The 19,623-nt window shown below is 66.1% G+C and carries 18 protein-coding genes; 6 read left to right on the forward strand and 12 right to left on the reverse strand.

The window, feature by feature from the left end; all coding sequences use genetic code 11:
- Positions 1–4: 4 nt before the first annotated feature.
- Positions 5–1,045 (reverse strand): class II fructose-bisphosphatase, encoded by a 1,041-nt coding sequence (gene glpX, locus RFA01S_RS19635; protein ID WP_027498135.1) that lies wholly within the window; start codon positions 1,043–1,045, stop codon positions 5–7.
- A gap of 135 nt (positions 1,046–1,180) precedes the next feature.
- Here glpX and RFA01S_RS19640 point away from each other — a divergent pair, with 135 nt between their 5' ends.
- A complete protein-coding gene (locus RFA01S_RS19640) occupies positions 1,181–1,750 on the forward strand; it encodes a DUF4245 domain-containing protein (RefSeq protein ID WP_027498134.1) in 570 nt (189 codons plus the stop codon).
- Here RFA01S_RS19640 and RFA01S_RS19645 read toward each other — a convergent pair.
- Genes RFA01S_RS19645 through RFA01S_RS19655 form a run of 3 tightly spaced genes read right to left on the reverse strand, consistent with a single transcriptional unit; the run spans position 1,747 to position 3,874 of the window.
- Positions 1,747–1,971, reverse strand: coding sequence for an exodeoxyribonuclease VII small subunit (locus tag RFA01S_RS19645; protein WP_027498133.1), 225 nt, complete (start codon positions 1,969–1,971; stop codon positions 1,747–1,749). The two genes, RFA01S_RS19640 and RFA01S_RS19645, sit on opposite strands and share 4 nt — an antisense overlap.
- 29 nt (positions 1,972–2,000) lie before the next feature.
- Positions 2,001–3,263: an exodeoxyribonuclease VII large subunit gene (gene xseA, locus RFA01S_RS19650; RefSeq protein WP_027498132.1), complete on the reverse strand. Its 1,263-nt coding sequence runs from the start codon at positions 3,261–3,263 to the stop codon at positions 2,001–2,003.
- Positions 3,260–3,874 carry a lipid droplet-associated protein gene (locus RFA01S_RS19655; RefSeq protein WP_032407306.1) on the reverse strand — a complete coding sequence of 205 codons (615 nt, stop codon included), beginning with the start codon at positions 3,872–3,874 and terminating at the stop codon, positions 3,260–3,262. The genes xseA and RFA01S_RS19655 overlap by 4 nt, the downstream gene beginning before the upstream one ends.
- Positions 3,875–3,970: 96 nt before the next feature.
- On the opposite strand from RFA01S_RS19655, the gene RFA01S_RS19660 reads away from it, so the two are divergent.
- Complete coding sequence (locus RFA01S_RS19660; protein WP_027498130.1) at positions 3,971–4,978, forward strand: 4-hydroxy-3-methylbut-2-enyl diphosphate reductase; 1,008 nt, start codon at positions 3,971–3,973, stop codon at positions 4,976–4,978.
- 30 nt (positions 4,979–5,008) lie between these two features.
- Here RFA01S_RS19660 and RFA01S_RS19665 read toward each other — a convergent pair whose 3' ends face one another.
- Both RFA01S_RS19665 and RFA01S_RS19670 read right to left on the reverse strand, forming a co-directional pair.
- Complete coding sequence (locus RFA01S_RS19665; RefSeq protein WP_052060708.1) at positions 5,009–6,115, reverse strand: DUF6542 domain-containing protein; 1,107 nt, start codon at positions 6,113–6,115, stop codon at positions 5,009–5,011.
- Between the two features lie 20 nt (positions 6,116–6,135).
- Positions 6,136–7,302 carry a DNA recombination protein RmuC gene (locus RFA01S_RS19670; protein ID WP_032407453.1) on the reverse strand — a complete coding sequence of 389 codons (1,167 nt, stop codon included), beginning with the start codon at positions 7,300–7,302 and terminating at the stop codon, positions 6,136–6,138.
- Between the two features lie 123 nt (positions 7,303–7,425).
- Here RFA01S_RS19670 and RFA01S_RS19675 point away from each other — a divergent pair, with 123 nt between their 5' ends.
- Both RFA01S_RS19675 and RFA01S_RS19680 read left to right on the forward strand, forming a co-directional pair.
- Positions 7,426–8,616: an exonuclease SbcCD subunit D gene (locus RFA01S_RS19675; RefSeq protein ID WP_032407452.1), complete on the forward strand. Its 1,191-nt coding sequence runs from the start codon at positions 7,426–7,428 to the stop codon at positions 8,614–8,616.
- Positions 8,613–11,633 carry an AAA family ATPase gene (locus RFA01S_RS19680; protein WP_032407305.1) on the forward strand — a complete coding sequence of 1,007 codons (3,021 nt, stop codon included), beginning with the start codon at positions 8,613–8,615 and terminating at the stop codon, positions 11,631–11,633. The genes RFA01S_RS19675 and RFA01S_RS19680 overlap by 4 nt, the downstream gene beginning before the upstream one ends.
- A gap of 6 nt (positions 11,634–11,639) precedes the next feature.
- Here the strand turns inward: RFA01S_RS19680 and RFA01S_RS19685 are convergent, their stop codons facing one another.
- The 5 genes from RFA01S_RS19685 to RFA01S_RS19705 all read right to left on the reverse strand — a co-directional run bounded on the left by RFA01S_RS19685 (position 11,640) and on the right by RFA01S_RS19705 (position 17,393).
- The gene (locus RFA01S_RS19685) at positions 11,640–12,860 is read right to left on the reverse strand and encodes an AI-2E family transporter (protein WP_032407304.1); all 1,221 of its coding nucleotides are present in this window, start codon (positions 12,858–12,860) and stop codon (positions 11,640–11,642) included.
- Between the two features lie 70 nt (positions 12,861–12,930).
- Positions 12,931–13,425 carry a methylated-DNA--[protein]-cysteine S-methyltransferase gene (locus RFA01S_RS19690; RefSeq protein WP_174557298.1) on the reverse strand — a complete coding sequence of 165 codons (495 nt, stop codon included), beginning with the start codon at positions 13,423–13,425 and terminating at the stop codon, positions 12,931–12,933.
- The gene (locus RFA01S_RS19695) at positions 13,425–14,891 is read right to left on the reverse strand and encodes an AlkA N-terminal domain-containing protein (RefSeq protein WP_032407303.1); all 1,467 of its coding nucleotides are present in this window, start codon (positions 14,889–14,891) and stop codon (positions 13,425–13,427) included. Before RFA01S_RS19695 ends, RFA01S_RS19690 begins: the two co-directional genes overlap by 1 nt.
- A gap of 57 nt (positions 14,892–14,948) precedes the next feature.
- The gene (locus RFA01S_RS19700) at positions 14,949–15,119 is read right to left on the reverse strand and encodes a YbdD/YjiX family protein (protein ID WP_072692145.1); all 171 of its coding nucleotides are present in this window, start codon (positions 15,117–15,119) and stop codon (positions 14,949–14,951) included.
- Positions 15,120–17,393 carry a carbon starvation CstA family protein gene (locus RFA01S_RS19705; protein ID WP_032407451.1) on the reverse strand — a complete coding sequence of 758 codons (2,274 nt, stop codon included), beginning with the start codon at positions 17,391–17,393 and terminating at the stop codon, positions 15,120–15,122.
- Positions 17,394–17,587: 194 nt separating this feature from the next.
- On the opposite strand from RFA01S_RS19705, the gene RFA01S_RS19710 reads away from it, so the two are divergent.
- Complete coding sequence (locus RFA01S_RS19710; protein ID WP_158514267.1) at positions 17,588–17,890, forward strand: CD225/dispanin family protein; 303 nt, start codon at positions 17,588–17,590, stop codon at positions 17,888–17,890.
- Between the two features lie 22 nt (positions 17,891–17,912).
- On the opposite strand, the gene RFA01S_RS19715 is transcribed toward RFA01S_RS19710, so the two are convergent.
- A complete protein-coding gene (locus RFA01S_RS19715; RefSeq protein WP_032407302.1) occupies positions 17,913–18,683 on the reverse strand; it encodes an SDR family NAD(P)-dependent oxidoreductase in 771 nt (256 codons plus the stop codon).
- Positions 18,684–18,785: 102 nt separating this feature from the next.
- Between RFA01S_RS19715 and RFA01S_RS19720 the strand changes: the two genes are divergently transcribed.
- A complete protein-coding gene (locus RFA01S_RS19720) occupies positions 18,786–19,622 on the forward strand; it encodes a helix-turn-helix transcriptional regulator (protein ID WP_032407450.1) in 837 nt (278 codons plus the stop codon).
- Position 19,623: the final 1 nt, after the last annotated feature.

A 19,623-nucleotide genomic window follows, 5' to 3' on the forward strand; every position in this document is an offset into this window, starting at 1 on the left:
GGGATCAGAAGGACGGTGCCTGGCCGGATTCGTCGGCGTCGAAGTCCACCGAGGAGTACTCGCGCAGCTTCTCGAGGCGGTGGTAGGCGTCGATCATGCGCACGGTGCCGGACTTCGAACGCATGACGATGGACTGGGTGTGGGCTCCGCCGCCCGCGTAGCGAACGCCGCGCAGCAGGTCGCCGTCGGTGACGCCGGTGGCGGTGAAGAAGACGTTTTCACCCGAGACGAGGTCCTTGGTGTCGAGGACGCGATCGAGGTCGTGGCCGGCGTCGATGGCCTTCTGCTTCTCGGTGTCGTCCGTGGGTGCCAGACGGCCCAGGATCGCGCCGTCCATGCAGCGCATCGCGGCGGCCGCGATGATGCCCTCGGGCGTTCCGCCGGTGCCGATGAGCATGTCGGTGCCGGAGTCGGGACGAGCGGCGGCGATGGCGCCGGCGACGTCACCGTCGGAGATCAACCGGATGCGTGATCCGGCGTCGCGCACCTGCTGGATCAGTTCGGCATGCCTGGGGCGGTCGAGGATGCACACCGTCACGTCGGAGGCGGAACCCTTTTTGATCTTGGCGATGCGGGCGATGTTCTCGGCGACGGGGACGGTGATGTCGATGACGTCGGCGTAATCGGGTCCGACTGCGATCTTCTCCATGTAGAACACGGCCGAGGGATCGAACATCGCGCCGCGCTCGGCGACGGCGAGTACCGAGATGGCGTTGGGCATGCCCTTGGCCATCAGGGTGGTTCCGTCGACGGGGTCGACGGCGAAGTCCACCTCGGGTCCGTTTCCGTTGCCGACCTGCTCGCCGTTGTAGAGCATCGGCGCTTCGTCCTTCTCGCCTTCGCCGATGACGACGACGCCGCGCATGGAGACCGAGCTGACCAACTGACGCATCGCGTCGACGGCTGCTCCGTCGCCACCTTCCTTGTCGCCCCGACCGACCCAGCGACCCGAGGCGAGCGCACCGGCCTCGGTGACGCGGACGAGTTCGAGTGCGAGGTTGCGATCTGGCGCCATGGCGCGAGTGGACTCGGTGCTGGCCGTCATCGGTTTGTAGCCTCCTGGTTGGTGGGGTGTTACCCAGGCAGGATTATCTCACTTCTGTGATGCCCGCGGTGGGGTCGGGTCGACTGTGAGGTACGCGCCGACCGAGCACTGCCGCACAGAGGGGATACTGGAAATGTGGCAAACAGCAAACCTCGGATTCTCAACAACAACCGCGACATGGTCTGGTCGCTGATTCCGCTGGTCATTGCGTGTTTGTTGATTGCAGGCGTGGCCAGTCAGTGCTCGTTGAGCCCGGGTGGACCCAAGCAGGGACCCATTCCCAACTTCGACGTGAACTCGGCACTGCAGTACGACGCGGCCGAAATCGGGTTCCCGGTGCGCAATCCGGTCGTTCCCGAGGAATGGACGCCCAATTCGGGGAGCCGCGCGACCATTTCCGGTGACAGCGGTGGAGCGGCGTCGACTGTCGGATACATCACCGGATCGGGTGCGTACCTGCAACTGACTCAGACGGCCGCGTCCGAGGAACTGGTGGTGCCGTTCGTGGCCGGGGAGACGGTGTACGCGTCGGGCGCGCAGAACGTCTCGGGTCGAGACTGGGTCGTGTACGGCGAGGAAGGCTCGCGCACCTACTGGGTCTCGGACTTCGGTGACGTGCGAATCCTGTTGGGCGGCACGGCGAACACCGAAGAATTCACCACTCTCGCGGCTGCGGTCGAGGCCACCGAACCGCTCGCGCCCTAGCTGTCGTTCTCGGTGCTCGCCAGCGCGGTCTCGATGCGCTTGCGTGCACCTGCCAGTTGTTCCTCGCAGCGCGTCGCCAATTGTTCGCCGCGCTCCCACAGAGCGAGGGATGCGTCGAGATCGAGCCCGCCTTGCTCGAGGATCTTCACCACTCCGACCAGCTCGTCGCGGGCTTCCTCGTAGCCCAGTTCGGACACCGGCTTGTCTTCGTTCTCGCTCATCGAATCTCCCTCTGTCTTTTCACTCGGCGTCATTTCACTCGGCCCATTACTGCGGCGGTGACGGCACCGTCGGCCACCCGCACCCTGATCTGTGTACCCGGCGGCGCGTCCTCGACCGAACGCAGTACCTCGGGATCGGCACCCGGCACCACCCGCTGTACGACGGCATAGCCCCGGGCAAGTGTGGCAGCAGGCCCCAGCGTCGACAGCCTCGCCCGCAGATGTTCGACGAGCGTGTCCTGGGTGGTCAGCTCGCGCTGCACGTCGCGTCGAGCTGCATCGGCGAGTCGCCGAACTTCCTCGCGACGCTGTTCGAGGGCCGCCAACGGATCGGCCAACACGGGTCGATGCCGCAGCATCTCCAGCCCGCGCGCCTCACGTTCCACCCAATTGCGAAGCGCTGCAGCGCTTCTGGCCTTCAGTTCCGCGACCAACGCTTGTTCGGCGACGGCGTCGGGCACCACGAGCTTGGCGGCATCGGTGGGGGTGGCAGCGCGCAGGTCGGCGACGTGATCGCTGAGGGGACTGTCGGGTTCGTGACCGATGGCGCTGACGATCGGCGTCGTCGCCCGTGAGATGGCTCGGCACAGTGCCTCGTCGGAGAACGGCAATAGATCCTCGACGCTACCGCCGCCGCGGGCGAGGACGATGACGTCGACGCGCGGGTCGTCGTTCAGATCCTTCAACGCGTCCAGGATTGCCGGCACCGCTTGTGGACCCTGGACCGGAGTGTTCCGTACCTCGAATCGCACTGCAGGCCAACGCCTCTGCGCGACGGTGAGGACGTCCTTCTCGGCTGCGCTGGCGCGAGCGGTGATGAGCCCGATGGTGCCGGGCAGGAACGGCAGCGGACGCTTGAGTCGCGGGTCGAACAGTCCTTCGGCGGCCAGCAGAGCCCGGAGCCGTTCGATGCGGGCCAGTAGTTCGCCGACACCCACAGCGCGAATATCGGTGGCGCGCAGCGAAATGGTGCCGCGGCCGGTGAAGAACGACAGCTTGCCGTAGAGGATGACGCGCGCGCCTTCGGTCAGCGGAACGGGCGAACGATCCAGCAGCTGCGGCGAGCAGGTCACCGACAACGACATGTCCGCCGACGGATCACGCAGAGTCAGAAATGCCGTGCGCGTGCCGGGGCGGGCGTTGATCTGCGTCAGCTGCCCCTCGACCCAGATGCTGCCGAGTTTGTCGATCCACCCGGCGACCTTCATCGCGACGGTGCGCACCGGCCATGGTTGTTCGGCGGTGCTCGCACCGGATGGGGCGGGGCCGGACTGAGTGGGGGGAGTGCTCACTTCGCCTTGGCGGTGGTGATTCGGTTGGCGAGCATGGTCTGGAACGGTGCGCGAGCCGACGTCGCGTTCTCGTACTCGAGCAGGGTTTCCAGATCCTCGATGGACAGCGTGCGCAGCCGTGCGCGCAACTGAGCCAGGGCAAGGGTGTCGAAGTCGATCATCTCGACGATCTCGGGCTTCGCAGCTGCTGCGGGCTTCGCCGACGTGTCCTGCACCGGTTCGTCCAGCGGAGGCGTCGAGTACAGAGCAAATCGTCCGTTCGCGGCGATGGGCTCGGCCACCGGTGTGTCGGGAACATCGACGTCATCGGTGACTGCTGCGGAGTCGAACCTCGACGTGGCCGGGAACGCGTCGTCGTCGTCCTCGTCGAAACTCGCCCACGACGGCTGCTCCTCGCGCGGAGTTCCGATCACCGGCAGAGCCGAAATGACCAGATCGCCCTTGATGGCGAGGGCTGTCACCTGCTGCTGAAGCCGCATGCCGCGCGCCAACGCCTCGCTGACGACGGTCATCGGCAACATCAACGCGGAACCGGGAAGCTTGCGGGCCTCTTCCACGACGGTCACGGCGACGCCTGCAGCCACCCGCGCCGCAAAGGGGAGTCGAGTCATGCACACCAGACTGCCCGAAGTCGTCGTCTTTGGGTAGCCGACAGGCCAGGGCCTGCGGAATGACCCGGTTGCTGCGATACACGTATCCTGGGAGGTATGTCTTCGGCTGTTCCTTTGAATCTTGGTATCGCACACTCCGCCGGCTCGCACACGACCGCGCATGCCGGGGGTAAGCGAGTGCTTCTCGCCGAGCCGCGCGGCTACTGCGCGGGCGTGGATCGCGCCGTCGAGACCGTCGAGAAGGCACTCGAACAGCACGGTGCGCCGGTGTACGTGCGCAAGGAGATCGTGCACAACAAGCACGTGGTCGAGACGCTGTCCGATCGCGGTGCGGTGTTCGTCGAGGAGACCGACGAGGTGCCCGAGGGTTCGCTGCTGGTGTTCTCGGCGCACGGTGTCTCGCCTGCGGTGCACACTTCTGCCGCCGAGCGGAACCTGCGGACGATCGACGCGACCTGCCCGCTGGTGACCAAGGTGCACCAGGAAGCCAAGCGGTTCGCCCGAGACGACTACGACATTCTGCTCATCGGCCACGAGGGCCACGAGGAGGTCGAGGGCACCGCAGGTGAGGCACCCGAGCACATCCAGCTCGTGGACGGCCCGGAGTCGGTGGACAGCGTCACGGTGCGCGACGAGAACAAGGTCATCTGGCTTTCGCAGACCACGCTGAGCGTCGACGAGACCATGATGACGGTCGCGAAGCTGCGGGAGCGCTTCCCGACCTTGCAGGATCCGCCGAGCGACGACATCTGCTACGCCACGCAGAACCGTCAGGTCGCGGTGAAGGCGATGGCACCGGAGTGCGATCTGGTGATCGTCGTCGGCTCGAAGAACTCGTCGAACTCGGTGCGCCTGGTCGAGGTCGCCCTCGGTGCCGGCGCACGGGCCAGCTACCTGGTGGATTACGCGAAAGAGATCGATCTGGCGTGGCTCGACGGCGTCGAGACCATCGGCATCACGTCGGGAGCGTCCGTGCCGGAGATCCTGGTTCAGGGCGTCATCGACCTGTTCGCCGAGCACGGATACGCTGACGTGCAGCCCGTCACCACCGCGAACGAGACCCTGGTCTTTTCCTTGCCCCGCGAGCTGCGCCCCGCACGCTGACCGGTCCATGACCGGCCGGTACCGGTGGGGTCAGTCGTCGGCGTGGCGGTCGCGGTACCGAACCTGCGGCACCGGATGCGGAGGAATGTCGTCACGGCGCACGTTCGGCGGCGCGTCGTTCACAACCGGTTCGACTGTGTGCCGAGCGCTGCTGGAGTACGGATCGACGGCGTCCCGCGGCGGCTGAACCCGAGGTGAACGCTCCCGGCGAGGTTCCGTCGAATACGGTGCCTCGGACGGCTGGGGCCGCGATGGGCGCGCTACGCCGGGTGGGGGCGTGCGATCCTGCGGGTACTGGGCGTGGGAGCGGGAGGGCCGCTGGTACTCGGGCTGCGGACTCGCCTGACGTGCGTATCCGGGCGTCGCCCCGGGGGTTGTTGCCGACCGTCTTGGCGCGGCACCGGAGTCGGTTGCGGCGCGAGAGGTTCCTCGGCGGCCCACGTACGGCTCGGGCACGATGTCGGTGGCCTCGACCGCGGACACGTCGTCACGGTCCGCCGCAGCTCGACGGCTACGTGCGCGCGACGGACGGTCTTCCTGCGCTCGCCGCGGTGCCCGGGTGAGTGTGTCGTCCTCGGAGGTCGGGCTCCGGCGAGCGGAGTCTCCGGCCTTGGTGCTTCGACGAGGGGCGTCTTCCGATTTCGTGCGACGCCGAGCGGTGTCGGCGGTCTTCGTGCTGCGTCGAACTGCGGGCGCGTGCGTGTTCTGCCGCTTCAGCACGATGCGTACGGCACCGAGGCCGACGGCCACGAGGGTGCCGAGCAGCATCAATGGAAATCGGTTGACCAGCGGAATCGCCACGTTCAGGATGATGTCCTTGAGGCTGGTGCCCGCGTTGTCGGTGAAGTACTGGTACGACAGCGGCACTGCCACGAACAGAATCAACGGGGCTTGGACCATCGCGGTGAACAGTCCGCGGTAGCGGACCAGCAATACCGCCGCGATGCAGCCGAGGATGTAGAGGAACGCGAACGCACCGGTCAGCTCGGTTCCACGCGCGGCGTCGATGAGAAATCCGAGAAAGGTCAGCCCTGCGGCGATCGCAACGGCACCCCACGCTGGTACGCCGGGCAGGGTCGCGAGGATGGATCGGTGATCCAGCGGTACCCCGGATCGGGCACGTTGGGAGGTAGACACCCCTCGAGGTTAGCCGTAGTTCAGCCCACTGCATCGCTGACATGACCGAAGTCGTGCCGGTAGCGGGACGAATCGGACAGCTTGGGACGCTCGTCCACGCGTGCGATCTCCACCGGTTCGGCGTCGAACAGCTCGAGCTCGTGCAGCTTGCGTGCGGTGACACTCACCCTGCTGTCGACCGACCCGACGGTGGAGTTGAAGGACTCCACGGCCTTGCCGAGGTGGGCTCCGAGCTTGTCGAGATGTGTCGAGACGATTCCGATGCGGCCGTACAGTTCGCGGCCCAGCTGGTGGATCCGCGCCGCGTCCTCGGCGATCGACTCCTGCTTCCAGGTGTACGCGACGGTGCGCAGCAGAGCGACCAGAGTGGTCGGGGTGGCAAGAATCACGTTCCGGCCGAAGGCGTACTCCAGCAGGCTCGTATCCGACGTCAACGCGGCGTCGAGAAACGGGTCGCCGGGAACGAACAGGACGACGAACTCCGGCGTCGGCTCGAACGCCTCCCAATAAGCCTTGTCTGCCAGTTGATCGATGTGGGTGCGCAACTGCTTGGCGTGGCGGCGCAGATGCTTGTCGCGAGCACCGGGTTCTTCGTCCTGCGCGGCGTCGAGGTAGGCCGCGAACGGCACCTTGGCGTCGACGACGATCTGCCGATCGCCGGCGAGGCGAACGATCATGTCGGGTCGAAAGCCGTCCTTGCTCACCTGAGTGTCGAAGTCGCAGTGCTTGACCATTCCGGCGAGTTCGACGACCCGTTCGAGCTGGATCTCGCCCCACCGACCTCGGATCTGCGGTGCGCGCAGTGCGGTGACCAGTTGTCCGGTCTGCATGGAGAGCTGCATCGACGCGCGATGCATTCCGGTGACCTGTTCCGACAGGCCCGCGTACGCCCTGATGCGGTGGTGCTCGACTTCTCGCACGTGCTCGGCGAGAGCATCGACGGCGTCGTGCAGTGGCTCCACCAGATGGGACACCTGTTGGCCGATGACCGTCGAATTGCGCCGCGCGGAATCCTCGTTCACCGCGCTCAGCGACTGGCGAAGCAGCGCCTCGTTCTGGCGTAGAGCCGCCAGCTGGGCCTCCGCTCGTACGGCCCGATCACCCACCCGAGAGGCATGCAACAGCCACCCCACCACGCCGCCGATGGCGAGGGCGACGAGCAGGCCGAGCGCGGTGAGAATGTTCATGGTGCCGATGATGCAGCACGCCACCGACAAGTTCGGGCGAGACGAGCTGTGGGTCGATGCTCACGCCCGACAGGCCGACGAGCCTCGAATAGTTTGTCGGTGGTTGCCGATAGCGTCGTGGACATGAGAATCCTGCACACCTCGGACTGGCACATAGGTCGCACCTTTCACGGTGTCGACCTGTTGGCCGATCAGGGCGCAGTGCTCGAGTCCATCGCGGAACTGGTTGCCGCACAGTCGATCGACGTGGTCGTCGTCCCGGGTGACATCTACGACCGCGCCGTGCCGAGCGCGGATGCCGTAGTGGTGTGCAATCGCGGACTCGAAGCGATCAGAGCCGCCGGAGCCGTCATCGTCGCGACGTCGGGTAACCACGATTCACCCGCTCGGTTGGGTGCCGGAGCTGCGTTCGCCTCGGCCGGTGGACTGCATCTGATGACCAAGGTCGGCAACGTCGCGACCCCGGTGGTCGTCGATGACGAGCACGGATCGGTTGCGTTCTACGGCATTCCGTACCTCGAGCCCGAGACCACCCGAGTCGAACTCGACGTTCCGGCGGCACGGACGCACGCCGAGGTGCTCGATGCTGCCATGGACCTGGTGCGCGCCGACCTCGCAGCGAGAGACGAAGCAGGGCAACATGTTCGGTCCGTCGTCCTCGCGCATGCGTTCATCGTCGGCGGCGAAGCGACAGGTTCGGAGCGATCGATTTCGTCCGGGGGAATCGAAACCGCACCGGCATCGGCATTCGACGGCGTCGACTACGTGGCACTGGGTCATCTGCATTCTCCGCAGACACTCACCGAGCGGGTCCGGTATTCCGGCTCCCCGTTGCCGTACTCGTTCGGCGAACGCTCGCACCGTAAGGCCGTGTGGATTCTCGAACTCGACGCCGACGGGCTCGGCAGCGTCGATCGAGTGGACTTGCCGGTGGTTCGCGGTCTCGCCCGCATCGAGGGCACGGTCGAGGAATTGACCACTCACGCAGCCTTTTCCGAATACGAGGACCACTACGTCTCGGCAGTGCTGACCGACGAGGTACGTCCTGTCGATGCAATGCGGTTGCTGCAACAGCGTTTTCGGCATGCGATCCATCTCGAGTGGCGTCGACCCGAAGGCGACGGTGGGCTTCGGTATCGCGATCGTGTCCGCGGCCGCAGCGACCTCGAGATCGCGACGTCGTTCCTGACGGACATGCGGAGCGCGCCCACCGCAGCCGAGTCCGCGCTCTTCGAGCGCGCTCTTGCTTCCGTGCAGCGCGAGGCCGAATCCACGCGCACACCGGAGAGCACCGTCGACCGCGGCGCTGCATGAGGCTGCACTCACTCGAGATCACCGCCTTCGGTCCCTTCGCGGGAACGGAGACGGTCGATTTCGACGCGCTGGGGGCCGACGGGTTGTTTCTGTTGCACGGTCAGACCGGAGCCGGGAAGACGACAGTGCTCGACGCCGTTGCCTTTGCGCTCTACGGCACCGTTCCCGGAGCGCGGCGGGAGGGCAAGAGGCTGCTGTCCGACCACGCCGCGAGAGGTGCCGTCCCGCAGGTGACCCTTGAAGCGACGCTCGGTGGGCGACGAATCAGGATCGTGCGCAGTCCGGAGTTCCTGCGCCCCAAGCTCAGGACTGCCGGCACCACCAAGCAGCATGCCAAGGCGAGTCTCACGTGGCTCGATGGGCGTGGGCAGAACCTGACGCGGCTCAACGAGATCGGCGACGCGGTCAACGGGTTGCTCGGAATGAGTGCCGATCAGTTCTTTCAAGTGGTGTTGTTGCCGCAGGGCGAGTTCGCGAAGTTTCTGCGAGCAGACAGCGACGAGCGCGGAAACCTACTCGAAAGACTCTTCGACACAGGCAGATTCGGCGACGTGGAGGAATGGTTCGCTGAGCGGCGTCGAGAATTGGCCGCCGGTCTTGCCGACGCCGACCAGGCCATCGACATCATGCTGGGCAGAGTGTCCCAGGCCGCGGGCGTACCCGAGCCGTCCACCGACGACGCCGCGCCCGGTGAGCAGGCCCAGGATCCCCTCGAATGGGCGGCACGGGTTCTGGACGGTGCACGGCAGAACAGAACTCTCGCCCAGGGTCGTGCGGTGCTGGTCGACGCGGCGGCCGGGCGTGCGTCCGCCGCGCTGGCCGAGGCCACCAGCGCCCTGGACCTGCAGCGCCGACGCGCCATCGCCGAAGAGCAACTCGCGCAGTACCGGGACGGCGAAGCCGCCCGAGCAGCGCGACGCGCGGAACTGGCCGATTCTGCTGCTGCGGGTCCCATCGCCGACGCTGTCGCCGATCTGCGCCTTGCCGCCACCACCGCAGATGCGGCCACCACAGCGCTGACCGCCGCGGAACAGGCACTGCCGACGTCCGCAGAGGGCAGGCGCTTCCACGACGCACTGCAGTGGCCGCCGGTACAGAACGATCCGGCCGACGAGCGGGCAGTGGTTGCCGAGTTCGTGCGAGCATGGACCACCGATGTCGCACGGCTGCAGTCGCTGCTCGGGACAGCCCGTGAGGCCGACCGGCTGGACGCCGAGCTCGCAGAACAGCGCGCACAGCGCGCCGAGACCGTTGCTGCCATCGAACGCACGACGACGAAACAGGCGACACTTCCCGAAACCCTCGCCGCTGTGGAAGCGCGGGTGGTGCGCGCAGCTGCGGCCGCTGCCGAGCTTCCGGGACTGGACGAGCGGTGCGCCCGCGCTCAGGCGGCCGCTGAGTCGGCCCTCGAATTGGTGCGGACCCGAGCCGTTCTCGTCGAGGCAGAACGCGTCAGGGACCGTGCCGCAACCGCGCGCAACAGCGCCTGGGAACACTTGCTCGAGCTGCGCGAACGCCGCATCGACGGCATGGCCGCAGAGCTGGCGGCCCGCCTCGAGTCCGGTGCGCCGTGTGTCGTGTGCGGGTCGGCCGAACACCCGAATCCGGCGGCTGCCGCGACGTCGACGGTCACGAAAGCGCAGGAGGACAAGGCCGCTGCCGCGGAGCGGAAATGCGCTGCCGAGCTGGAACGGTCGATCGCGGCCGTCGCCGACGCCAGTCGTGCGGTCGATCTGCTGCACGACCGGACGGGCGGAGCCTCCGCCGCGGAGCTTGCTCACACCCTCGATGCGGCGACGACTGCCGTCCGAGACGCCCGAGCGAGGGCCGCCGACCTCGACCCGGCGACGACCGAGCTGCGCCGGCTGCGCGCCGAGTCGGATGCGCTGGCGGTCACGCTGCAGGATCTCGTCGCCAGGCGCAGCGCGCTGGACGAACGCATCGCAGCCACCGAGCGATCGGTGGCGCAGATGCGAGCGTCGGTAGCCGAGGAAATTGCCGAAGGCACATCGTTGACCGAGCGAATTGCCGAGTGCGAGAAGCTGATCGACGGTGCCCGCCGACTGCAGGAAGCGCGAATCGCCTGGCTCGACGCCAGCGAGCAGCATGCCGCGCTGCGCGGCGAACTGGATCGACGGGTATCGGCATCGAACTTCGACTCCGCCGATGCAGCAGCAGATGCCGTTCTCACCAAGGACCGCGTCGAGCAGATCGAGACCGAGCTTCGTCTGGCAGAGGAGCGTCGGGCACACGCCGAACACGTGCTGCTCGAACCCGGCATCGTCGCCCAGAGCGGGCAACCGCCGATCGACCTGGATCCGCTGCGTGCCCGGTTCGCCGAATTGGACGGCGAGGCGAAGGTCGCCGCGGGGGAGGTGGCCGAGTGTCGCCGACGCGCGGACGATCTCGAGCGGTTGGTCGCCGAACTGTTCGTCGCGGCTGCGGCCATCGCGCCGCAACGCGCCGAGTTCGACGAGCTCGCCAACCTGGCGGATGTGGTCGCCGGGCGTGGGCAGAATGCACGCAAGATGTCGCTGCGGTCCTACGTGCTTGCGTCCCGTCTCGAGGACGTCGCCGAGTCGGCATCGGCACGCTTGCGTCGGATGTCCTCGGGTCGATACGAATTCGTGCACTCCGACGAGGCCGGCCTTCGCGGAAAGCGGGGTGGACTCGGTCTCGACATCCGCGACGACTACACCGGTGTGGTGCGTTCGGCCAAGACGTTGTCGGGCGGCGAGGCTTTTCTGGCGTCGCTCTCGCTCGCGCTGGGTCTCGCCGATGTCGTGGCCGCCGAATCCGGCGGGGTCGTTCTCGACACCATGTTCATCGACGAGGGGTTCGGCACGCTGGATGCGGACACGCTGGAATCGGTGATGGCCGTGCTCGACGAATTACGTGCGGGCGGCCGCGTCGTCGGAGTCGTCAGTCACGTCGACGAAATGCGTCAGCGCATTCCGAGCCGCCTCTACGTCAAGCGTGGACGCGCGGGCTCGACACTGCAGGTCGTCGCGTCCTGATCGGGGCTACTTCTTCCCCGGCGCAGCCCTGTCGTCCTCGTCCTCGAGGCCGGCCTGTTCGTCGGTCAGTCCCTCGGGTGCGGGGATCTGATCCTCGAGCTCGTCCTGATCGGGCTCGTTCGATCGCTCGTCGATCTGTTCGGAGACGTAGCGAATCAGCACAGCAGCCACCGCGGCAGCGGGCACTGCGAGGAACGCGCCGATGATCCCGAACAGCGAGCTGCCTCCGGTGACGGCGAGCAGCACGATCGCTGGATGCAGATTCATGCTGCGGCTCTGCAGGATCGGCTGCAGCACGTTGCCTTCGAGCTGCTGCACCGCGAGGATGATCGCGAGCACGATCAACGCGGTCGTCAGACCGTTGGCTACCAATGCGACGAGCACAGCGAGAGCGCCCGCGACGAACGCACCGACGATGGGGATGAAGCCACCGAGGAACGTCAGGGTGGCGAGCACCAATGCCAGCGGGACACCGAGGATCACCAATCCGAGCCCGATGAAGAACGCGTCGATGAAGCTGACGATGGCCTGGGTCCGGATGAAACCGCCCAGCGTCACCCACATGCGGGAGAGGACTTCGCCGAGATGGCGTCCCGCGCGGCCGCCGGAGAATCCGTGCAGCCACGGCAGGAACTTCGGGCCGTCCTTGACGAAGAAGAACGACAGCACGAGCACCAGGGCAAGGGTCACGAGGATGGAACCGGCTGCCGAGACGCCGCTGAACACGCCGGTCGCGATGACGTCGCCGCTGTCTTGCAGCCGCGAGACGATGGCCGATACCGCATTGTCGATCTGGTCGTCGCCGATGTTGAGCGGAGGTCCCTTGAGCCAGTCCTGCACCTGACCGATGCCGCCCGACGCCTGATCGACCAACTCGGGAGCCTGCTCGGCCACCGACGGAATGATCAGAGTGATGACCCCGCCGATCACGACGAAGAACACCACGAGCGACACGGACGATGCCAGCGCAGGCGGAAAGCCAAGGCGCATCATCAATTTCGCAGGTGGCCACAGAACCGTGGCCACGATCACCGCGAGTAGAACCGGTAGCAGAATCACCCAGAGATGACCGATCAGCCAACCGAACACCCACGCGCCGGCCGCGATGGAGATCAGGATGAGCGACCATTTCGCCAGCCAGAGGCCACCGGTTCCGATGAGGTCCCCGCGATCTCGTCCGGACTTCGCGGGCTTCGCAGTACTGCCGGGAACTGCCGATTCGGTCACGGTGGGTCCTCACATTCGGCGGGTGGCGGTTCGTGAAGAACCTTAACGTCCCACTCCGACGCGGTGTCGGTCAGAGCGCCTCGTGGGCCAGCAGCCACTTCTTCGTCGGCAGTCCCCAACGGAATCCACCGAGCGCACCGCCGATCCGAACCACTCGGTGGCACGGTACGAACAGGGCGGCGGCATTGCGCGCGCACGCCGACGCGGCACCGCGAATCGCCGTCGGCCGTCCGGACAATTCCGCGAACGCGGAGTACGTCACCGGCGCTCCGGGTTCGACAGTGCGCAGCACGTCCCAGGCGTGCATCAGGAATTCGCCCGATCGTTGTGCGACGTCGATGTCGTCGATGCGGTCGACGTCGCCGCGGTGATAGGAGTCGACAGCTGCGGTGACGGCGCCGAGGTCGGTCGCCGAGCGGACGTCGGTGGGTCGCAACGTCGGATGGATCAACACTCGGAGTTCCTCGACATCGGCGGTCCAGCCCGACGCCAGCACGCGCTGATCGGCGTCGACGATGGTGGTGAACGGACCGATAGGGGTGTCCTGCGTTGCGGAGGTGGCCATCATGCCTGCCTTCTTTCCAGTGCGGTGATCCACAGGTGCATCGAGACGTAGGAGCGCCACGGTGCCCAGCGTTGGGAGTTCTTCAAAGAAATGTCCAGCGCCTGCGCGCCTTGGCGGACAACGAGATCGGTGTCGAGCAGAACGTCGGGGTCGCCCAGCAGTCGCATGACGACATAGCGGGCCGTCCACGGCCCGATTCCCTTGAGTTCGAGCAGTTCTCGTTCCAGATCCGGACCCTCCCGCGCGGGGTGTAATGCCACCGTTCCCGACGCGATGGCGTCGGCGACGCGGATGACGGTCTGGACCCGAGCCGCCGGGCCGGTGAGGACCTCGTGGCCGCGTTCGGCGATGACGGCAGCGTCGGGGAACAGCCGTCCGACGCGTCCGTCGCCGAAATCCAGTGGTGCCCCGAGCGCGTCGACGAGCCTGGCGGTGTGGGTGGCCGCTGCCTTCAGCGAGATCTGTTGCCCGATGACGGTGCGCAGCAACATCTCCGCTCCGTCGACGACCCCGAGGGCCCTGATGCCCGGATGGGCCTCGACGCTCGGCGCGAGTTGGGGGTCGGCGCGTAGGGCTTCGTCGACGGCAAGCGGATCGGCGTCGAGATCGAGCAGGTGTCGAATCCTGGCCACGGCCGGAGCGAGGTCGCGCATGTCCTGCAGAGTCAGTGCGGCGCTGACGAATCCGTCCAGGATGCGCAGTGCCACCAGTCCGGCAGCGTGCGGTAACTGCAGTGAACGCACGTATTCGCCGTCGTCGGAAAACGATTCGATGCCCTCGACCACGTGGCCTCGGAGAAACCACTCGACCCAGCCGCGGTCCAGCGGCGCGCGGTACGGCAGGCGCAACGTGACGGTGCCACCCACAGTAGGTACGGCCGAGCGGTGCGCTTCTCGCCGCAGGGTCGTCGGATCGACCGCGAAGACCTCTTTGACGGTGTCGTTGAACTGGCGGACGCTCGAGAAGCCGGCGGCGAAGGCGATGTCGGCCATCGACATGTCGGTGGTCTGGATCAACGTGCGGGCGGTATGCGCGCGATGGGCGCGAGCCAGCGCGAGCGGTCCGGCACCCACCTCTGCCGTCAGGACGCGGGTCAGTTGGCGGCTCGAGTAACCGAGGGTGCTCGCGAGGCCGTCGACGCCCCCGCGCTCGACGGCTCCGTCGGAGATCAGCCGCATCGCGCGAGAACTGAGATCCGAGTGGATGTTCCATCGTGGGGAACCGGGAGTGGCGTCGGGCTGGCAACGTCGGCAGGCGCGGTAGCCGGATTGCTGAGCCGCTGCTGCCGTGGCCATGAACGAGACGTTGCCGGGCTTGGGAGTGCGCGCCGGGCAGGAAGGTCGACAGTAGATGCCGGTGGTGGAGACGGCGGTGAAGAACTGGCCGTCGAACCGTGCGTCACGCGAGGAGACCGCGCGATAACACCGATCGAAGTCCAGTTCTTGCACCTGCCGTTCGCTGCTCATGCTCCTACTGTGTCAGCGCGATCCCGCCAGTGCTAGCGGAAATCGGACAGCACCGTGTCAGCAGCATCGAGCCCCTGGGTTTCGGTCCGCCTCGGCGTGCCGGTCTTTCCAGTACTGCCGCACGGTCGGTGGCTCCTGGCCCGGGTGGTGCCGGGCCAGATGCGCGACGTAGCGGTCGTAATCGTGATCACCCATCACCGAGGTGATCCACCACCACAGCCCGCGCATCTAGTGCGCCGACCCGGGGCGTCGAACGGTGCCCGCATCGATCAGTTCGTCCCACTCGGCCTGGATCTGCTTCTCGGCGGGGGTGAGGACGAATCCGGCAGGACCGAAGATCTTCGATGGCACCTCCGGCTCCTCGTTGTCCGGCAGATCTGCTCCGCGAACGGCTCTGACGCACACGATGACTCCGGCGATGACGACGACCAGGACGAGTACCGCGAAGATGATCGACAGCGTGCCCTGGATGAACGTGTTGCGAATGACCGCGTCGATGGCCTCGGGGGTCTTTGCGCTGCCGAAGCTGCTCAGGCCCTGCTCCTTCGCGTCACGGAACTGAGAATGCTGCGTCCAGTAACCGATGGCCGGGGTGGAGGAGAAGATCTTCTGGTACGAGGCCGTCATCGTGACGATGAGGTCCCAGGCAAGTGGAATGCCAGGGATCCACGCCCATTTGTACAGACCTCGTTTGACGACGATCACCATGACCACCGTCAGGGCGATGGCGGCGAGCAACTGATTGGCGATACCGAACAGCGGGAACAGGGTGTTGATGCCGCCGAGCGGGTCGGTGACTCCCATGAGAAGGATTGCGCCCCAGGCTGCGACGACGATCAGCGAGCAGATCCATGCTCCGGGACGCCACGACGGGTCCTTGAACTTCTTGGCCGAGGCTCCGGGCAGGTTGCCGATGCTGTCGGAGAGCATGAAGCGTGCGACGCGGGTGCCGGCATCGACCGTGGTGAGGATGAACAGTGCCTCGAACATGATCGCGAAGTGGTACCAGAACGACTTTAGCGATTCGCCGCCGAACACCTGATGCAGAACCTCGGACATGCCGAACGCGAGGGTCGGTGCGCCGCCGGTGCGAGAGATGATCGATTCCTCGCCCACATCGGTTGCCGCCTGACTCAATTCGGCCGCCGAGATGTCTCCGCCGCTCAATCCCAACCCGTTGACGTACGTCGCCGCAGTCTCCGGGGTGCCGCCGGTCAGAGTGGCCGGAGCGTTGAGTGCAAAGTAGATGTGCTGATCGAGAACACATGCGGTGATCAGAGCCATGATGGCGACGAACGACTCGGTGAGCATGCCGCCGTAGCCGATCATGCGCATCTGCTTTTCCTTCTCGAGCAACTTCGGCGTGGTGCCGGAGGAGATCAGAGCGTGGAAACCCGAGAGCGCACCGCAGGCGATGGTGATGAACAGGAACGGGAACAGTGATCCTGCGAATGCCGGTCCGTTGCCTTCGGTGGCGAAGGTGGTCATGGCGGGCATCTGAATCTCGGGGCGGGCGATGAGAATTCCGACGGCCAACAGGGCGATGGTGCCGACCTTCATGAACGTCGAAAGATAGTCGCGCGGGGCGAGCAGCAACCACACCGGCAGGATGCAGGCCAGCAGACCGTAGCCGATGAGCAGCCAGGCGACCGTCACCTTGGAGAGCGTGAACCAGTCTGTGCCCCATTCGGTTTCGGCGACCCAGCCGCCGGCAACGATGGCGAGCAGAAGCAGGACGACACCGATGAGCGAGACCTCGGTGACGTTGCCCGGCCGCAGGTAGCGCAGATACACACCCATGAACAGGGCGATGGGGATGGTCAGCGCGATGGAGAACACGCCCCACGGACTTTCGGCGAGCGCGTTGACGACGACGAGAGCAAGAACCGCGATCAGGATGATCATGATGACGAACACCGCGATCAGCGCGGCGGTTCCGCCGACTACTCCGAGTTCGTCACGGGCCATCTGGCCGAGGCTGCGGCCGTTGCGGCGCGTCGAGATCCACAGCACCAGGAAATCCTGGACGGCTCCGGCGAACACGACGCCGATGATGATCCACATGGTGCCGGGCAGGTAGCCCATCTGGGCCGCCAGAACCGGTCCGACGAGGGGGCCCGCTCCCGCGATCGCGGCGAAGTGATGGCCGAACAACACCCGACGGTCCGTCGGCATGTAGTCCTTGCCGTTCTCCAAGATCTCGGCGGGCGTGGCTCGGTCGTCGCGAGGAAAGACGATCTTGCGTTCGATCAGTCTGGCGTAGAAGCGAAACGCGAAGATGTAGGTACACACCGCGGCGATGACGAACCAGACTGCGTTGGGATTCTCGCCGCGGACGATGGCGATGATCGTCCAGGCGACGCCGCCGAGCAGGCCGATCACGACGAGCATCAGACGCTTGATCGGCGTCATGGGATGGGAATCGACGACTCCGACAGGTGGTAGGTCGGGGTCTGTCTTCAGCAATTCGACGTGTGGATCGTCGGCCGCTTTCAGTGACATGTGTGGGGTCTCCATGGTCGCAGGTGTGACTGCGATCACCCTATGCGTGACGCACTTGCACGTCCTCGAATCGACACTTCGCGGTGCGCCCGGCGGTCACTCGTGTGCGCCGAGTGGCGGCGGCCTGGAACCGGATGGTGCTGGGCTGCGTCGTACCGGGTGTCATCACTTCATTCATTCGGGGGGAACACCACATGTCGGGACCGTACGAGCAAACTCATCAGCAGAACTTTCCCGCGGCGCAGCCCTTTGCGCCGGTGCTGCCGGCGTCGAACGCAGGGTGGGCAGTGGTGGCAGTCATCTTCTTCTGGCCACTGGCCATCCCCGCGTTCAATCATGCGTTGAAAGTCCATCCACTGTGGTCGATGGGTGATGTCCAGGGCGCGCAGTACTCGTCGCAGCGCGCGGCGTTCTTCGGCAAGCTGTCCCTCATCATCTTCGGCGTCTTCATCGTTCTCTACCTGGCGTTCATCGGCTTGGTCGTTTCGAACATGTGACGGGTCGACGGCGGTGTGCTGATCACCCGCGGGTGACCGAAATTCCGCCGTCGACGTAGAGCGTGGTTCCATGCACCATCGCGGCATCGTCCGAGACCAGGAACAGCACACCGTCGGCAATGTTCTGCGGCGACAGCACTGTGCCTGCCGGGGTTCCGGCCGTCATGGCGTCGAGTACCTGGCGTGCATCCTCGTTGCCCGGGGTCAGAGTGGCTCCGGGCGCGAGGGCGTTCACTCGCACACCGTGTGAGCCGAACTCAGCGGCCCAACTGCGAGTGAGCTGCTCGTCGGCGGCTTTGGTGGCGGAGTACATCGCAGCGAACGGACTGCCCATCGTGGCCATCCACGACCCGATGTTCACGATGACTCCGCTGCCTCGCTCGGCCATGGCCGGTGCGAGCTCACCGACGAGCACGTGCGGTGCTCGGACGTTGACGGCGAGCATGGCGTCGAGCTGGTCGTCGGGAAGATCGGCTGTCGCGGTGGCCGGATAGATACCGGCGTTGTTGACGAGAATGTCGACGCGGCCGCCGAGGGCGTCGGTAGTGCGGGCGGCGAACTCGCGAAGTTCGTCGTAGCTGCCGGAGAGATCGACGTCGACGAATGCCGCTGTGCCGCGGGCTTCCGAGATGCGGGCCGCCAGGGCTTTGCCGCGCTCGGCGTCGCGGCCGCTGACGACCACCGATGCCCCGTGGGCGGCGAGGGTGAGCGCGATGGCAGCACCGATCCCACTGGTCGATCCGGTGACGACGGCGGTGCGTCCATGGAGTTGTGTGGAACTGGAAGATGTCATGACGCCATGTCTACGGTCGCGGAATCGGGCGGACCAGGCGTCGTTCGACCTAGGTCTGTCATGACCAGGTTGGCCATCGCTCGCGTGGCTACTGTGGATTTCGTGAACAACGACAGGTCGGCGCTGAGCGCGTTTCTGCGTGATCGACGCGACCGCATCACTCCAGCCGAGGCGGGAGTACCGACCTATCCCGGTGCGCGACGGGTCCCGGGCCTGCGGCGAGAAGAGCTCGCAGCGCTGGCCGGAGTGAGTCCGGATTACTACAGCAAGCTCGAACAGGGTCGCCAGGCCAACGTCTCACCCGAGGTGCTGCGGGCAATTGCTCGGGCGTTGAAACTCGACCGGGTGGAGTCCGCGCATCTGCTCGATCTCGCATCTCCGGCTGTGCCGGTCGGCAGCGCCCCGGAGCGACCGGATCCGGGATTGCTGCAGGTGATGCGGGCGCTCGATCACGTGCCGGTGCTACTGCTCGGGCGCTCGGGAACCATCTTGGCCAGCAATGCGCTGGTTCGTGCGGTGTTGAGTCTGCAGTCGTCCGCCGGGGATTCGCTGTTCCACTATCTGTTTCGCAAGCCCATCGCGCGGGAGCGAATCGTCAACTGGTCGCAGTTCGCGGCGGCCTCGGTTGCCGCGCTGCGCAGAGAGCTTGCCCGAAGGCCGGGCGATCCGACCCTGACCGCGCTGATCGACGAATTGCGTTCGACGGAGCCTTGTTTCGAGCAATGGTGGAGCGATCACGAGGTCGCCGAATTCGCAGGTGCAACCAAGATCATCCAGCACCCGGCGGCGGGCACCCTGCAATTCGGAATCGAGTTTCTGACCTCGCCGAGCGCGCAGGATCAAAGTCTGATCGTCTACACGGTCGAGGAGAATTCCAGTACGGCACAAGTCATGCCAATCCTGGCGAGCTGGGACGCAAACTCGGCGATCACCTCTTGAC

This window comes from Rhodococcoides fascians NBRC 12155 = LMG 3623, from assembly GCF_001894785.1.
Classification (GTDB): Bacteria; Actinomycetota; Actinomycetes; order Mycobacteriales; family Mycobacteriaceae; genus Rhodococcoides; species Rhodococcoides fascians.

Coding starts and splice junctions, on each gene's coding strand:
- glpX (WP_027498135.1), bottom strand. CDS start 1,045: ATGACGGCCAGCACCGAGTCCACTCGCGCCATGGCGCCAGATCGCAAC.
- RFA01S_RS19645 (WP_027498133.1), bottom strand. CDS start 1,971: ATGAGCGAGAACGAAGACAAGCCGGTGTCCGAACTGGGCTACGAGGAA.
- RFA01S_RS19655 (WP_032407306.1), bottom strand. CDS start 3,874: ATGACTCGACTCCCCTTTGCGGCGCGGGTGGCTGCAGGCGTCGCCGTG.
- RFA01S_RS19660 (WP_027498130.1), top strand. CDS start 3,971: ATGTCTTCGGCTGTTCCTTTGAATCTTGGTATCGCACACTCCGCCGGC.
- RFA01S_RS19670 (WP_032407453.1), bottom strand. CDS start 7,302: ATGAACATTCTCACCGCGCTCGGCCTGCTCGTCGCCCTCGCCATCGGC.
- RFA01S_RS19675 (WP_032407452.1), top strand. CDS start 7,426: ATGAGAATCCTGCACACCTCGGACTGGCACATAGGTCGCACCTTTCAC.
- RFA01S_RS19680 (WP_032407305.1), top strand. CDS start 8,613: ATGAGGCTGCACTCACTCGAGATCACCGCCTTCGGTCCCTTCGCGGGA.
- RFA01S_RS19690 (WP_174557298.1), bottom strand. CDS start 13,425: ATGGCCACCTCCGCAACGCAGGACACCCCTATCGGTCCGTTCACCACC.
- RFA01S_RS19695 (WP_032407303.1), bottom strand. CDS start 14,891: ATGAGCAGCGAACGGCAGGTGCAAGAACTGGACTTCGATCGGTGTTAT.
- RFA01S_RS19700 (WP_072692145.1), bottom strand. CDS start 15,119: ATGCGCGGGCTGTGGTGGTGGATCACCTCGGTGATGGGTGATCACGAT.
- RFA01S_RS19705 (WP_032407451.1), bottom strand. CDS start 17,393: ATGTCACTGAAAGCGGCCGACGATCCACACGTCGAATTGCTGAAGACA.
- RFA01S_RS19710 (WP_158514267.1), top strand. CDS start 17,588: ATGTCGGGACCGTACGAGCAAACTCATCAGCAGAACTTTCCCGCGGCG.
- RFA01S_RS19715 (WP_032407302.1), bottom strand. CDS start 18,683: ATGACATCTTCCAGTTCCACACAACTCCATGGACGCACCGCCGTCGTC.